The sequence below is a fragment of the Variovorax sp. W2I14 genome (assembly GCF_050435205.1).
In the GTDB taxonomy this organism is placed as follows: Bacteria; Pseudomonadota; Gammaproteobacteria; order Burkholderiales; family Burkholderiaceae_C; genus Variovorax; species Variovorax paradoxus_C.
The window spans coordinates 1,767,739-1,782,924 of sequence record NZ_JBNDJX010000001.1 but is presented as its reverse complement, the minus strand read 5'-3'; the positions used below and the strand labels follow the sequence as shown (position 1 = coordinate 1,782,924).

14 protein-coding genes are annotated in these 15,186 nt (G+C 65.8%); 8 read left to right on the top strand and 6 right to left on the bottom strand.

The window, feature by feature from the left end; translation table 11 throughout:
- Positions 1-6: 6 nt before the first annotated feature.
- From QF040_RS08260 to QF040_RS08225, 8 genes are all read left to right on the top strand, one after another.
- Positions 7-1,203, top strand: a complete 1,197-nt coding sequence (locus QF040_RS08260; protein ID WP_429610637.1) for a YbfB/YjiJ family MFS transporter — start codon at positions 7-9, stop codon at positions 1,201-1,203.
- A gap of 198 nt (positions 1,204-1,401) precedes the next feature.
- Positions 1,402-2,049, top strand: a complete 648-nt coding sequence (gene rimP, locus QF040_RS08255) for a ribosome maturation factor RimP (RefSeq protein WP_429610636.1) — start codon at positions 1,402-1,404, stop codon at positions 2,047-2,049.
- A gap of 16 nt (positions 2,050-2,065) precedes the next feature.
- Positions 2,066-3,559, top strand: coding sequence for a transcription termination factor NusA (nusA, locus tag QF040_RS08250; protein ID WP_013541268.1), 1,494 nt, complete (start codon positions 2,066-2,068; stop codon positions 3,557-3,559).
- A 24-nt stretch (positions 3,560-3,583) separates the two neighbouring features.
- Positions 3,584-6,538 (top strand): translation initiation factor IF-2, encoded by a 2,955-nt coding sequence (gene infB, locus QF040_RS08245; protein WP_429610635.1) that lies wholly within the window; start codon positions 3,584-3,586, stop codon positions 6,536-6,538.
- Between the two features lie 117 nt (positions 6,539-6,655).
- Entirely contained in the window at positions 6,656-7,027 is a 372-nt protein-coding gene (gene rbfA, locus QF040_RS08240) for a 30S ribosome-binding factor RbfA (protein WP_429610634.1), read from the top strand.
- Between the two features lie 2 nt (positions 7,028-7,029).
- Positions 7,030-7,998: a tRNA pseudouridine(55) synthase TruB gene (gene truB / locus QF040_RS08235; protein ID WP_429610633.1), complete on the top strand. Its 969-nt coding sequence runs from the start codon at positions 7,030-7,032 to the stop codon at positions 7,996-7,998.
- Positions 7,995-9,833 carry a translational GTPase TypA gene (typA, locus tag QF040_RS08230; protein WP_429610632.1) on the top strand — a complete coding sequence of 613 codons (1,839 nt, stop codon included), beginning with the start codon at positions 7,995-7,997 and terminating at the stop codon, positions 9,831-9,833. The genes truB and typA overlap by 4 nt, the downstream gene beginning before the upstream one ends.
- Positions 9,834-9,869: 36 nt before the next feature.
- On the top strand, positions 9,870-10,793 hold the full coding sequence (locus tag QF040_RS08225) for a DMT family transporter (RefSeq protein WP_429610631.1): 924 nt from the start codon (positions 9,870-9,872) through the stop codon (positions 10,791-10,793).
- 11 nt (positions 10,794-10,804) lie between these two features.
- Here the strand turns inward: QF040_RS08225 and QF040_RS08220 are convergent, their stop codons facing one another.
- From QF040_RS08220 to smpB, 6 genes are all read right to left on the bottom strand, one after another.
- Positions 10,805-12,247 (bottom strand): hypothetical protein, encoded by a 1,443-nt coding sequence (locus QF040_RS08220; protein WP_429610630.1) that lies wholly within the window; start codon positions 12,245-12,247, stop codon positions 10,805-10,807.
- 85 nt (positions 12,248-12,332) lie between these two features.
- Positions 12,333-12,725 (bottom strand): COG4315 family predicted lipoprotein, encoded by a 393-nt coding sequence (locus QF040_RS08215; protein WP_429610629.1) that lies wholly within the window; start codon positions 12,723-12,725, stop codon positions 12,333-12,335.
- A gap of 81 nt (positions 12,726-12,806) precedes the next feature.
- A complete protein-coding gene (locus QF040_RS08210; RefSeq protein ID WP_429610628.1) occupies positions 12,807-13,643 on the bottom strand; it encodes an anti-sigma factor family protein in 837 nt (278 codons plus the stop codon).
- Between the two features lie 10 nt (positions 13,644-13,653).
- On the bottom strand, positions 13,654-14,169 hold the full coding sequence (locus QF040_RS08205) for a sigma-70 family RNA polymerase sigma factor (RefSeq protein ID WP_307506175.1): 516 nt from the start codon (positions 14,167-14,169) through the stop codon (positions 13,654-13,656).
- Positions 14,170-14,196: 27 nt separating this feature from the next.
- On the bottom strand, positions 14,197-14,577 hold the full coding sequence (locus QF040_RS08200; protein WP_429610627.1) for a COG4315 family predicted lipoprotein: 381 nt from the start codon (positions 14,575-14,577) through the stop codon (positions 14,197-14,199).
- A 97-nt stretch (positions 14,578-14,674) separates the two neighbouring features.
- Positions 14,675-15,151 (bottom strand): SsrA-binding protein SmpB, encoded by a 477-nt coding sequence (gene smpB, locus QF040_RS08195; RefSeq protein ID WP_013541279.1) that lies wholly within the window; start codon positions 15,149-15,151, stop codon positions 14,675-14,677.
- Positions 15,152-15,186: the final 35 nt, after the last annotated feature.

Sequence of the window (15,186 nt, the reverse complement as noted above, 5' to 3'; positions counted from 1 at the left end):
GAAGAAATGTCGGTAAACGGACAGGACCGCCGCGGCGCCTGGCGCGCAGCGCTGGCCTGCATGGTCACGCTGGCGGTGGCGATGGGTCTCGGGCGATTCGCCTTCACGCCAATGCTGCCCATCATGCTGGGCGAGGGGAAACTGGAACTGGCCGGGGGCGGGGTGCTGGCGTCGCTCAACTACCTGGGCTATTTCCTCGGGGCGGTGAGCTGCGCGGCGATCGGGATCAAGGCGTCGAGCATGGTCCGGGGCGGGCTGGCCGCGACGGCGGCCTTGCTGATCGGCATGGGGCTGCTCCACAGCTTCACCGGCTGGGGCATCCTGCGCGGGGCGGCGGGCGTGATGAGCGCCTGGGTCTTTGTCTTTGCCTCGGGCTGGGGCCTGCGGCGGCTGGCCGAAACGAATTCGCCAATGCTGGCCGGCGTTATTTATACGGGGCCTGGGATCGGGATCGCGATGACCGGTCTGCTCGGCGGGGCCTTGGGGCGCTGGGGCTCGGAGGTGGGCTGGATCGGGCTGGGCTTGCTGGCCGTGGTGCTCATCGCGATCATCTGGCGAGTGTTCGATGACGGTGAAGCCGCGCAGGGCAACGGCACGAAGGCGCCTGTGGCCGCAAGCAGCGCCAGGGCATCAGGCGCGGATCGCAGCGACGCGATCTGGCTGGTGGCGCTCTATGGGCTGGCAGGCTTCGGCTACATCATCACGGCCACCTTCCTGCCCGTGATCGCGCGCCATGCGCTGCCGGAATCGTCGTGGCCCGACTTCTTCTGGCCGCTGTTCGGTGCGGCCATCATTCCGGGTGCGTTGATCGGTGCCCGCGCGCCTACCCATTGGGACAACCGGCTGCTCCTGGCAGCCGCTTATGCGCTGCAAGCGCTGGGTGTGGTGCTTTCCGTGGCGTGGCCCACGATCGGCGGATTCGCGTTGGGCAGCCTGCTGCTGGGAATGCCGTTCACTGCGATCACTCTTTTTGCCATGCGGGAGGCGCGCCGGCTGCGTGGCAATTCAGCGGCGGGGCTGATCGGCTACGCCACGGCGTCTTATGGAGTGGGGCAGATCATCGGCCCGCTGTTCGCGGCGCCGCTGGCCCAGCGCACCGGCTCCTTCGAGCAGCCCCTGCTGGTCGCGGCGGCGGCGCTGGCACTCGGCGCGGTGCTGTTTGCGGTGGTCTGGTCGAAATCTCGCCGTCTGAATGCCGCCTGAGCGCCAAAGCCCCTTCATTTATCACACGAATAGCATATAATTCGAGGCTCACGACCAAACGGGCGGGTACCAACCGCCCGTTTTTTTTGGTCTATGCATTCTTGATCATTCGTTACGTTCGCTGAGAACGCGGCATTCGTGCATTGGCGGATATCGCGAATTCGGCGAATTGAGTATTTAAAAGGCACTTTCGAACACGTGGCATTGCAGCAAATAGTGGAACAAACCGTGGCCGGTCTTGGCTACGACCTGGTCGAGATCGAACGCTCGGCCGGGGGATTGCTGCGCGTGACGATTGATTTGCCTTGGACGGCCCCCACCTCCGAAGCTGTGGCGGCCGGTGTGCCAGAGCCCTTCGTGACGGTCGAAGACTGCGAGAAGGTGACGCGGCAACTGCAGTTCGCGCTCGAGGTCGATGGTGTCGATTACAAGCGGCTCGAGGTGTCCTCGCCCGGTATCGACAGGCCGTTGCGCAACGAGCAGGATTTCGAGCGTTTCGTGGGTGCGGTGATCGACATCACGCTCAAGGCGCCCATGGGCGCAGCGGCTGCGGGCCAGGTGTCCGCCACCCGCAAGAAATTTCGCGGCACGCTGGAGCGTGCTGAAAAGGCAGAAGGGGCTGACGCAGCCCCGGGCTGGCAAATCGTCTGGAGCGATGCGCCCAAGCCCAAGCCGGGTCAAAAAGTGAGCAAGAAGCGCGCGCCTGCACCGTTGCATGCGCTGGGCTTCGTATTGGACGAGCTGCGCGACGCGCGGCTCGCGCCGATTGTGGATTTCAAGGGCCGCAAGGCCAAAACCCAACCGGGTTTTTCGGACATTGACGACGGAACGAATGTTCCTGACTGACAAGAGGAGTGGTGGCATGAATCGCGAAATGTTGATGTTGGTGGATGCGATCTCGCGCGAGAAGAACGTCGAACGTGACGTCGTCTTCGGCGCGGTCGAATCCGCACTGGCGCAAGCCACCAAGAAGCTCCATCAGGGCGATGTGGACATCCGCGTCGCCGTCGATCGCGACAGCGGCGACTACGAAACCTTCCGTCGCTGGCACGTCGTTCCCGACGAAGCCGGCCTGCAGCTGCCCGACCAGGAAATCCTCCTGTTCGAAGCCAAGGAAGAAATGTCGGACATCGAAGTCGGCGAGTACATCGAAGAAGCGGTGGACTCGGTGCCGATCGGCCGCATCGGCGCCATGGCCGCCAAGCAGGTCATCCTGCAGAAGATCCGCGACGCCGAGCGCGAGATGCTGCTCAACGACTTCATGTCGCGCGGCGACAAGATCTTTGTCGGCACCGTCAAGCGCCTGGACAAGGGCGACATCATCGTGGAGGCCGGCCGCGTCGAAGGGCGCCTGCGTCGCAGCGAGATGATCGCCAAGGAAAACCTGCGCAATGGCGACCGCGTGCGGGCCATGATCATGGAAGTCGACCTGACGCTGCGCGGCGCGCCGATCATCCTGTCGCGCTCGGCCCCCGAGTTCATGATCGAGCTGTTCCGCCAGGAAGTGCCCGAAATCGAACAGGGCCTGCTCGAAATCAAGAGCTGCGCCCGTGACCCGGGTTCGCGCGCCAAGATCGCCGTGCTTTCGCACGACAAGCGCGTCGACCCGATCGGCACCTGTGTCGGCGTGCGCGGCACCCGCGTCAACGCCGTGACCAACGAGCTCGCCGGCGAGCGCGTCGACATCGTGCTGTGGAGCGAAGACCCGGCCCAATTCGTGATCGGTGCGCTGGCTCCGGCGAACGTGTCGTCCATCGTGGTGGACGAAGAAAAGCACGCCATGGACGTGGTGGTCGACGAGGAAAACCTCGCCATCGCCATCGGCCGTGGCGGCCAGAACGTGCGCCTGGCTTCCGACCTCACCGGTTGGAAGATCAACATCATGGACGCCAACGAGTCGGCCCAGAAGCAGGCGACCGAAACGGATGCCAGCCGCAAGCTCTTCATGGAAAAGCTCGATGTCGATGAAGAAATCGCCGACATCCTGATCGCCGAAGGCTTCAACAGCCTGGAAGAAGTCGCCTATGTGCCGATTTCCGAAATGCTCGAGATCGAAGCGTTCGACGAAGACACCATCAATGAGCTGCGCTCGCGTGCCAAGGATGCGCTTCTGACCATGGAAATCGCCAAGGAAGAGGGCGTCGAGACCCAGTCGTCGGTATCGCAGAACCTGCGCGACCTCGAAGGCCTGGACCCCGAGCTGATTCCCAAGTTGGCCGAAGCGGGTGTGAACACCCGTGACGACCTCGCCGACCTCGCGGTCGATGAACTCACCGAGATCACCGGCCACAGCGCCGATGACGCCAAAGCCCTCATCTTGAAAGCCCGCGAACATTGGTTCGCCGGCCAAGAGTGATGGTCATGGAGGCACGAAACCAATATGTCCAGTACCACTGTCGCCGAGTTCGCGAACGAGCTCAAGAAGACTCCCGAAACCTTGCTTGACCAGCTCAAGAGCGCAGGCGTGCCCAAAGCGGCGCCCACCGATGCACTCACCGAGGCTGACAAGCAGCGCCTGCTCGGCTTTCTCAAAGCCAGCCACGGCACCGCCGAGCCCGAGCGCAAGAAGATCACGCTGACCAAGAAGTCGACCAGCGAGATCAAGCAGGCCGACGCCACCGGCCGCGCCCGCACCATTCAGGTGGAAGTGCGCAAGAAGCGCACCTTCATCCAGCGCGATGAAGGCCACCCGGCCGAGCCCGTGCAGCAAACCGCCGAGGTGCCTGCCGCCACGCCGGCCGCACCCCACGTGGACGAGGCCGAACTGGCCCGCCGCGAGGAAGAAGCGCGCCGCCAGGCCGAGCTGATCCGCCGCCAGGAAGAAGAGCTGGTCGAGAAGCGTCGCCTGCGTGAAGAAGCCGAAGCCCGCGAACGCGAGCAGGCCGAAAAGGCCGAGCGCGCCGAACAGGCCGAGCAGGAAGCTGCCCGCATCGCCGCCGAAAAGAAGGCTGCCGCCGAAGCCGCTGCTGCGCCCGCGAAGGAAGCCGCCAAGCCGGTCGAAGCGCCTGCGGCAGTCGCCGCGGCCGCCGCTGCGGAACAGCAAGCCGCCGACACCAAGCTGGCCGCCCAGACCGCCGCCACGCAAGCCAAGGAAGACGCGAAGGCCAAGGCCGCCGCCGAATCGAAGGCTCGTGCCGACGAGGAGGCCGCCCGTGCCAAGGACCTGGACGAGCGTCGCCGCAAGGCCCTCGCCGAGGCCGAAGCCATCCGCGCCATGATGAATGCACCGGCCCGCGTGCTGGTGCCGCACAAGGCGCCCGAGAAGCCGCAGCCAGAAAAGGCCGCGGTAAAGGGCACGCTGCACAAGCCGGCCACGCCGGCGGCGCGTCCCGGTGCGCCGGCCGCTCCGGGTGCTGCTGCAGCCCCTGGCGCCGCAGCCGGCGCGGGCAAGGAAGTCAAATCGGCCAAGCTCTCGTCGAGCTGGGCGGGCGATCCTGCCAAGAAGAAGGAAATCAAGACCCGCGGCGATGCCAGCGGTGGTGTCGGTCGCGGCAACTGGCGCGGAGGCCCGCGCGGCCGTCGCGGCAACGACCGCGGCGGTCATGAAGAGCACACGCCGGCCGCACCGGTCGAGGCGCGCATTCTGGAAGTGCACGTTCCCGAGACCATCACCGTGGCCGAGCTCGCGCACAAGATGGCCGTGAAGGCCGGCGAAGTCATCAAGCAATTGATGAAGCTGGGCCAGATGGCGACCATCAACCAGTCGCTCGACCAAGACACCGCCATGATCCTGGTGGAGGAAATGGGTCACAACGCGGTGGTTGCCGCGCTGGACGATCCGGAAGCCTTCACCGACGAGGACGTGTCGGCGCAAACGGCGGAAGCCCTGCCGCGCGCACCGGTCGTGACCGTCATGGGTCACGTCGACCACGGCAAGACCTCGCTGCTCGACTACATCCGCCGCGCCAAGGTCGCAGCGGGCGAAGCCGGCGGCATTACGCAGCACATTGGTGCCTACCACGTCGAAACCGAACGCGGCATGGTGTCGTTCCTCGACACCCCGGGTCACGAGGCGTTCACCGCCATGCGTGCCCGCGGTGCGCAGGCCACCGACATCGTGATCCTGGTGGTGGCGGCCGACGACGGCGTCATGCCCCAGACCAAGGAAGCCATCAAGCACGCGAAGGCTGCGGGTGTGCCGATCGTGGTTGCCATCAACAAGGTGGACAAGCCCGACGCCAACCTGGACCGCGTGAAGCAGGAACTGGTGGCCGAAGAGGTCGTTCCCGAAGAGTACGGCGGCGACGTGCCGTTCGTGCCGGTGTCGGCCAAGACCGGCCAGGGCATCGACGACCTGCTCGAGCAAGTGCTGCTGCAGGCCGAAGTGCTGGAACTCAAGGCGCCGGTGGATGCCGCGGCCAAGGGCCTGGTCATCGAAGCGCAGCTCGACAAGGGCCGCGGCCCGGTTGCGACCGTGCTGATCCAGTCGGGCACGCTGAAGGCGGGTGACGTGGTGCTGGCCGGTTCGACCTATGGCCGCGTGCGCGCCATGCTGGACGAGAACGGCAAGACCATCAAGACCGCGGGTCCGTCGATCCCGGTCGAGATCCAGGGTCTGACCGAAGTGCCGCAGGCGGGCGACGAGTTCATGGTGATGGCCGACGAGCGCCGTGCGCGCGAAATCGCCACCTACCGTGCCGGCAAGTTCCGCAACACGAAGCTGGCGAAGGCCCAGGCCGCGAACCTGCAGAACATGTTCACCGACCTGTCGGCGGGCGAAGTGCAGACGCTGCGGATCATCATCAAGGCCGACGTGCAGGGCTCGCAGGAAGCGCTGGCCCAGTCGCTGCTCAAGCTGGCGACCGAGGAAGTCAAGGTGCAAATGGTGTACGCCGGCGTCGGCGGCATCAGCGAAAGCGACATCAACCTCGCCATCGCCTCCAAGGCCATCGTGATCGGCTTCAACGTGCGTGCCGATGCCGGTGCGCGCAAGCTGGCCGAGAGCAACGGCGTGCAACTGAACTACTACAGCATCATTTACGACGCCGTGGACGAGATCAAGGTTGCGATGTCGGGCATGCTGGCACCGGAGCGCCGCGAAGAGATCATCGGTTCGGCCGAGATCCGCACGGTGTTCGTGGCTTCGAAGATCGGTACGGTCGCGGGTTCCTACATCACCTCGGGCTCGGTCAACCGCAGTGCGCATTTCCGCCTGCTGCGCGACAACGTGGTGATCTACACCGGCGAAGTCGACTCGATCAAGCGCATGAAGGACGATGTCCGCGAAGTCCGCGAAGGTTTTGAGTGCGGTATCAAGCTCAAGAACTACAACGACATCAAAGAGGGCGATCAGCTCGAATTCTTTGAGATCAAGGAGATCGCGCGTACGTTGTAACGCGCGCCGCGATATCGAACTCATTGCCGCGTTGCAGCCGTCTTGCCGTACTGAAGTACTGTCTGCGACGGCGCGCCTTGCACTGAGTCCGATCTCGCGACGCTTGTGATTGATCAAATGCCCAAAAGAAAAGCTGCCACTCCCAACCGCGCCTTCAAGGTCGCCGATCAGATCCAGCGCGATCTGACGGAACTGATCGCGCGCGAGTTGAAGGACCCGCGCGTGGGCATGGTCACGATCCAGGCGGTCGAGGTCACGCCCGACTATGCGCACGCGAAGGTCTACTTCAGCGTGCTCACGGGCGACGTGACCGAGACCACCGACGCGCTGAACCAGGCTGCGGGGTTCCTGCGCAACGGCCTGTTCAAGCGCCTCCATATCCACACCGTGCCGACGCTGCACTTCCTGTTCGACCGCACCACCGAGCGTGCGGCCGACATGAACGCGCTGATCGCGCAGGCTGTCGCTTCGCGCTCGAAAGACGAATAGCGATGAATGCGCCACGCACACGGGTGCAGCGGCGCCCTGTGCATGGGGTGTTGTTGCTCGACAAACCGCTGGGACTTTCCAGCAACCAGGCCTTGCAAAAGGCCAAGTGGTTGCTGCGTGCCGAAAAAGCGGGCCATACCGGCACGCTCGATCCATTGGCCACCGGCGTCCTGCCGCTGTGCTTTGGCGCGGCCACCAAGTTCAGCCAACTGCACCTCGATGCCGACAAGACCTATGAAGCCACGGCACGCCTTGGCATCAAGACCTCGACCGGCGATGCCGAGGGCGAGGTGATTGCCGAGCGCCCGGTGCACGTCACCGCCGAAGACCTGGCCCGCGCCGAGGCGCAGTTCAACGGCCCGATCCGCCAGGTTCCGCCGATGCACAGCGCCCTCAAGAAGGACGGCAAGGCGCTCTACGAATACGCCCGCGAAGGCATCGAGATCGAACGCGCACCGCGCGACGTCGTGATCCATGCATTGAAGATCACGCAGGCCGCCTCCGAATCGGCGGGCAACGCGATCCGCATCGTGGCCTCGGTGAGCAAGGGCACCTACATCCGCACGTTGGGCGAAGACATCGGCGAAGCCTTGGGCTGCGGCGCGCATCTCACGTCGCTGCGCCGCACGGCCACCGGCGGTTTCGGCGTGGCGCAGTGCATCACGCTCGAAGCGCTCGAAGCCATGGACGAGGAAGAGCAGCTGGCCCAGTTGTTGCCTGCCGAATCCCTGGTCGAGGGCCACACGATCGTCACGCTCGGCAGCGAAGATGCGGGGCGCTTTTTGTCCGGCCTGCGCCGCCGTGGAACCTGGCCTGATTCAGACCAAGTGGCAGTTTTCGGCGACATGCCTCCTGTCTTCCTGGGTACGGCGCACGTCGCCGCCAACGAACTGATCCCGGGGCGCTTGCTGAACCCCATCGAAATTCAGCAAATTCTTTTGAACGCACAACAGACAGAAGCGACACCATGAGTACCAAGCAAATCCGCAATATCGCCATCATTGCCCACGTGGACCATGGCAAGACCACCATGGTCGACCAGCTGCTGCGCCAGTCCGGCACCTTCGCCGAGCACGAAAAAGTCGTCGACACGGTGATGGACAACAACGCCATCGAAAAGGAACGTGGCATCACGATCCTGGCCAAGAACTGCGCCGTGACCTGGGAAGGCACGCACATCAACATCGTCGACACCCCGGGCCACGCGGACTTCGGTGGTGAAGTGGAACGCGCGCTGTCGATGGTCGACGGCGTGGTGCTGCTGATCGACGCGCAGGAAGGCCCGATGCCGCAGACGCGCTTCGTGACCAAGAAGGCGCTGGCCCTTGGCCTCAAGCCCATCCTGGTCGTGAACAAGGTCGACAAGCCCGGTGCGAACCCCGACAAGGTGGTCAACGCCGCCTTCGACCTGTTCGACAAGCTCGGCGCGACCGACGAACAGCTCGATTTCCCCGTGGTGTACGCCTCGGGCATCAACGGCTGGTCGTCGCTCGAAGAAGGCGCTGCCGGCGAGCAGTGGGGCCCCGACATGTCGGCCCTCTTCAACACCATCCTGAAGCATGTGCCGTCGCAAAAGGGTGACCCGAACGCGCCGCTGCAACTGCAGATTTCCGCGCTCGACTTCTCGACCTTCGTCGGCCGCATCGGCGTGGGCCGCATCAGCCAGGGCACGCTCAAGCCCATGACCGACGTGCTGGTCATGGAAGGCCCGGATGGCAAGGCCATCAAGGGCCGCGTCAATCAGGTGCTGACCTTCCAGGGCCTGGACCGCGTGCAATCGACCGAAGCCGGCCCCGGCGAAATCGTGTTGATCAACGGCATCACCGACATCGGCATCGGCGTCACCGTGACCGACAAGGACAAGCCCGCACCGCTGCCCATGCTCAAGGTCGACGAACCGACCCTGACCATGAACTTCTGCGTGAACACCAGCCCGCTGGCCGGCCGCGAAGGCAAGTTCGTGACCAGCCGCCAGATCTGGGACCGTCTGCAAAAGGAACTGCAGCACAACGTGGCGCTGCGCGTGAGCGAGACCGACGAAGAAGGCATCTTCGAAGTCATGGGTCGCGGCGAACTGCACCTGACCATCCTCTTGGAAAACATGCGTCGCGAAGGCTATGAAATGGCCGTGTCGAAGCCGCGCGTGGTGTTCCGCACCGTGGACGGCGAAAAGCACGAGCCCATCGAAATGGTCACGGCCGACATCGAAGAAGGCCACCAGGGCGGCGTGATGCAGGCACTGGGCGAACGCAAGGGCGAGCTGGTCAACATGGAACCGGACGGCCGCGGCCGCGTGCGCCTGGAGTACCGCATTCCGGCGCGTGGCCTCATCGGCTTCACCAACGAATTCCTGAACCTGACGCGTGGCTCGGGCCTCATCAGCAACATCTTCGACAGCTACGAGCCGCACAAGGGCGAGATCGGCGGCCGCAAGAACGGCGTGCTGATCTCCATGGACGACGGTGAAATCTTCACCTACGCCCTGGGCAAGCTGGACGACCGCGGCCGCATGTTCGTGAAGGCGAACGATCCGGTGTACGAAGGCATGATCGTGGGCATCCACAGCCGCGACAACGACCTCGTCGTGAACGCCACGCGCACCAAGCAGCTGACCAACTTCCGCGTGAGCGGCAAGGAAGACGCGATCAAGATCACGCCGCCGATCGACCTCACGCTGGAATACGGCGTCGAGTTCATCGAGGACGACGAGCTGGTCGAAATCACGCCCAAGAGCGTGCGCCTGCGCAAGCGTTTCCTCAAGGAAAGCGACCGCAAGCGCGCTGGCCGCGACACGTCGATGGGCTGATCGCCTCCTCGCGTACAACAGCTCTTTCGCAATCCCATGCGCCTGACGCACGGCGGGGCTGTGTGGCTGATGGTCGTCGTGACCCTGATGTGGGGCACGGCGGGCGTCGTCACACGGCACCTCACGCAGGCGCACAGCTTCGAGATCACCTTCTGGCGCAGCCTCTTCACGATGCTGGCGCTGCTGGTGATCTTGCCGCTTTGGCGGGGACGCGCCGTGTTCTCGCAGCTGCGAAGCGGTGGGCGCGAGCTCTGGATCTCGGGCGTCTGCTGGGCCGTGATGTTCACGGCCTTCATGGTGGCGCTCACGATGGCTTCGACGGCGAGCGTGCTGGTCACGATGTCGCTCGGGCCGCTGCTCACCGCGCTCGCCGCGCGCATCTTCATCGGTCACCGCTTGCCCGCGCGCACCTGGGTGGCCATCGTGGTGGCCGGGCTGGGCATCGGCTGGATGTATGGCACGCAGTTGATGCAGGGCGGGGCGGGCGGTGCTTCGCTGCTCGGCACGCTGGTCGCGCTGTGCGTGCCGCTGGCCGGCGCCACCAACTGGACCGTGGTCCAGCACGCGCACGCCAAGGGACATGACATCGACCTGGTGCCCGCCGTGCTGATCGGCGCCGTGCTCACCGCCTTGTTCACCTTGCCTTTCGCCTTGCCGTTCCAGGCGAGTGCGCACGACCTCGGCTTGCTGGCATTCCTGGGCGTGTTCCAGCTGGCCATTCCCTGTGTGCTGTCGGTGCTGTGTGCGCAAGTGCTGAAGGCGCCCGAGGTGGCTCTGCTGGCGCTGCTCGAAGTGATCTTCGGCATCGCGCTGGCCTGGCTCGGCGCGGGCGAGGAGCCGGCGGCCAGCGTGCTGACAGGCGGCGCGCTGGTCATCGGGGCACTGGTGTTCAACGAGTTGCTGGCGCTGCGCGGGCGCCGCACGACGGCGGCCGACACCGTCGTGCCTAGCGCGCACTAGGCGCGCAAGACTTACTCGGGCGCCGCAGCGGCGTCCGCCACGCCCATGCCGACCAGCCGGGCTTCCATCACCGCCCGGGTGAAGCGCTTTGCGAAGTCGTCACCCATGCGCCAGTTGTCGTTGTCCTGCACGAAGGTGAACTCGCCGGTCAGCGGCAGCGACTGCGCGCGGCCGATGGTGGCCAGCAGGCTGTCGTTGTATTCGACGACCAGCGGACAGACCCGGCTCACCCCGTCTTCGTGCGCGCGGCAGGGACCGGTGGGCTCGAAGTCGGCGATCTCGCGTTCGCGATCCGCGTCTGTGACCACGAGGCCGGTGGTGGAGCGCTGCCGCGCGCGCTGGCGTTCGAGCTGGCGCTGGAGCATTGCCGCGGCGGGCGAGCTCGCCTGCAGGGCAGTCACGCCGTCACGGAAGGCCTTCTCCGCCGCCACGCGCCCGATGGGCTCGGCGTTGTAGAGCGGCTTGCCTTTGGCATCCAGATTGCCGAACCGAGCCTCCACGATGACCGGGTCGGCGCCGCGCACCGTCATCTTGTCGTCGTCGGCCGAGGCCGGGCCGACCGTGTACGCGATGGCCTTGGTGTCGTCGCCCCGTGTCATCGTCGCCATGCAGCCGCGGATGCGTTCGTCCTTGCGATAGCCGATTTCGCGCAGGCCGCTCAGGCTCGGGATGCCGACTTCGCGCAGGCCCTGGGTTCGTGCGTCGATCGATATGCGGAACATCAGGCCCTGCAGTGTCTTGCGCGTGGCATCGGCATCGCAGGCCGGCACGCCTGCCGGCGCGAAGAGGTACCAGCCCAGCCCGCCTGCGATCGCCAGCGTGACCAGCCCGGAGGTCCAGGCACTCCGGCGGCGCTTGCCCTGCGCGGTGGCGCGCCACGCGCCGACTGCCTTTTCGTCGGCCGCGATCTCGTCTTGCGCCTCGGCCACGATGCGGGCCCGGTCCGCCGCCATGGCAAAGGCCGGCTCGGCCGCGACCTCGGCACGCGTGGCCTCGAACACTTCCCTCTCGAGCGGGCCGTCGAGCACCATCCAGGCCAGCGTCGCGGCCGGTGCGGCGGGCACGCTGCCGACCAGCGGCGTTTCCTCCAGTGCCATGTCCCGTGTCTCGGCATCGACGAGGCCGTCATTGAAGAGCGCGTTCACTGCCTCGTGGGTGATGCCGCGGTCGCCGAGCTCCCCGAATTCCTCGGCGTCGTAGGCGATATAGGACGCATCGTCGGCGGTGGCGATGGGCGGCGAGGCCTCTTCGAGCCGGTCGACGGCGGCGTCGATTTCTTCCTGGGTGACGAGGCCCTTCAGGCACATCCAGGCCAGTGCGTGCGCGGGGCCGGGGATCGGCGGGAGCGCGGCGGTCTCGGGATGGGCGAGCACGGCGTCGTGCTGCGCATCGGTGATCAGGCCATGGGAAAGAAGGGCGAGGAACGCATCCGGATTCGCAGCTGCAGGATTCATGCGGCGATTCTGCCGTGGCGCACGCGCCAACAAAAAAGCCCCGGTGTGAGCCGGAGCCTTTGCGATCAGGTGATCACCGTGCCGCTCAGGGGCGGGCGATCTTCCAGTTGCCGCCTACGCCGTCGCCGGTCTTGTCGCCCGGCTTGGCGTCCTTGGCCCAGTAGTACAGTGGCCAGCCCTTGTAGGCCCATTGGCGCTTGCCGTCTTCGCGAATGATGATGGTGTAGCCGCCCATCGGCTTGGCAGCCTCGGCCACGGGGAGCGGCGGCCAGTTGGCGGCGCACTGGGCGTTGCAGGCGGAGGTGCCCGCGCCGGCCGTGTCCTTGGTGAAGGTGTAGAGCGTCATGCCGTTCGGTCCGACCAGCACGCCGTCGGCGGTGCGGGTGGGCGTATCGGGCGCGCTGGCGGTCTTGTTGGACATGCCGCCGCAGCCGGCGAGCAGGGCCGCCGCGAGGATCGAGGCGCTGAGCAATTTCATGCAGTTTCTCCTTCGGTTGAAAAATCGCGAAAACAAACAAGGCAAGCGGGTTGTTGCGCGAGCCGGCAGTTTATGCCGGGCTCACGACAAATCGCGGTAGGCGAGGGTCGCGAGTTTGAGCAAAACATCGCGCGGCAGCTTGCCCGCAAAGGCATAGCCGAAGCCCTGGTCGACCCAGTAGAAGCTCGGCACGGGGCCTTCGGAGGCGAATCGGAAGGCGGTTTCCTTCAACGCGTCCGGTGACGAGCCCACGGCCCGGGCGTCGAGGGTGCCGACGTAGAGCGTGACGCGCTCGCCCGCCGCGTCTTCGAACATGAACTGGGCGCGCGCGCCGGTTTCGCCGGGCAGCAGGCGACCACCGACGAGGGTGTAGCCCAGGGTGCTGAGGTCGGGCACCTTGAGCGGGCGGTCGAGCCGCTTGGAGAGCCACTGCACGAGGTGCTGCTGTTCGGAGGCGGCGACTTCGACCGGGTGCCTTTTTTCAGGTGCGTAGACGACGTGGGCGATCGATGCGTCGTGCACGAACTCGCGCATCGCGGGCGCCTTGGCCAGTTGGGTCGATGGGGCGCGCGATGCCGACCATTGCGCGTTGCCGAGCCAGCCCGCGGCAAACGCGACGAGCACGCCGGCGGCCATGCCGCCCCAGCGCATCCAGATGCTGCGCCGGGCTTGCCGGGGCAGATGGCGGTCGAGGGCGCTCATCAGCGGCGCGGGAATGGGGTCGTCCATCAGCTCGCCATGCAGGCGGCGCAGGGCATCGCGCTGCGTGTGCCAGGCCGCGACCTTCGCGGCCATGGCGGGGTCGCGCGCCAGGGCTTCTTCGACCGCGGAACGGCGATCCGGGGCGAGCTGGCCATCGACCAGCGCGTGCAGTTCGTCGTCGGTGATGTCGGTGGGAGGCGGGGCGGGGCGGTTCATGGGACGGGCTTCATTTGAGACGGCGCAAGCCGGGGCGATGCGGCGCGGCGGCGCCGTCCAGCAGTTCCTGCAACCGCACGCGGGCGCGCGAGAGGCGGGACATCACAGTGCCGGCAGGAATGCCCAGCACCTTCGCCACCTCGGCATAGGACATGTCTTCGAGCGTCACCAGCAGCAGCACCGCGCGCTGCTCCTCGGGCAATTGCAGCAGGCAGCGTTGCAGGTCGAGGCCTGTGCCCTGGTCGCGGCCGGGGTCGATTCCGCCGTGCAGCTCATGCGTGGCGTCGTCGAGCGGCACCACGCTGTGCGGCGGTGGCGTGCGCCGCACCTGGCTCGCGAAGATGTTGTGCATGACGGTGAAGAGCCATGCGCGAAGGTCGCTCCCCACCACCCAGAGCCGCCACTTGCTGCAGGCCCGCTCCAGGGTGTCCTGCACAAGGTCGTCGGCCGCCCACGTGTTGCCCGTGAGCGCGCGCGCATAGCGGCGCAGGCTCGGGATGTGGTCGACCAGCAGGCGGGCGTCCATGGGTGGGCCGGGAGCGCGAGTTCCGGATCAGGGCTTGGCGGTTTTCCAGTTGCCGCCCACGCCGTCGCCGGTCTTGTCGCCCGGCTTGGTGTCCTTCACCCAGTAGTAGAGCGGCCAGCCCTTGGCGGCCCATTGCTTCTTGCCGTCGTCGCGCGTGACGATGGTGAAGTCGCCGCTCGGCTTGTCGCTGTCGGCGGCCATGAAGGGCGGCCAGTTGGTGGCGCAGCCGCCGTTGCAGACCGATTTGCCGTTGCCGGCCGTGTCCTTCTCGAAGGTGTAGAGCGTCATGCCGTTCGGCCCGACCAGGGCGCCGTCGGCCGCCTTGGGTTGAGCGAATGCGGGAAGGGCGAGCAGGCTGCCGAGCAGTGCGGCGGCGAAGCCGAGGGAAGAAGCGCGAAGTGGCGACATGGAATCTCCTGGTTGGATGGCATCGGCAATCCGATGACACCGCACAAACGCCCGCAGAGCGCGTTTTATTCCATGCTGCGCAAAAAAAGAACGGCTGTTAGCGGCTGCGGCTCTTCATCGCGCGCTCGACCTCGCGCTTGCCTTCGCGGTCCTTGATGGTGTCGCGCTTGTCGTGCTCGGCCTTGCCCTTGGCCAGCGCGATGTCGCATTTGACCTTGCCCGCCTTCCAGTGCAGGTTGAGCGGCACCAGCGTGTAGCCCTTCTGCTCGACCTTGCCGACGAGCCGGCGGATTTCTTCCTTGTGCAGCAGCAACTTCTTGGTGCGGATCGAATCGGGATTGACGTGCGTCGAAGCGCTCTTGAGCGGGTTGATCTGCAGGCCCACGACGAACAGTTCGCCGTCGCGGATTACCACGTAGCCGTCGGTCAGCTGCACCTTGCCTTCGCGCAGCGACTTGACTTCCCAGCCCTCGAGCACGATGCCGGCCTCGAAGCGTTCTTCGAAGAAATAGTTGTACGCGGCCTTCTTGTTGTCGGCAATGCGGGAGGAGGTATCTTGTTTCTTTGTGGCCATGGCTCGGGAAGATGGGGACGCATGGCTTCAATACA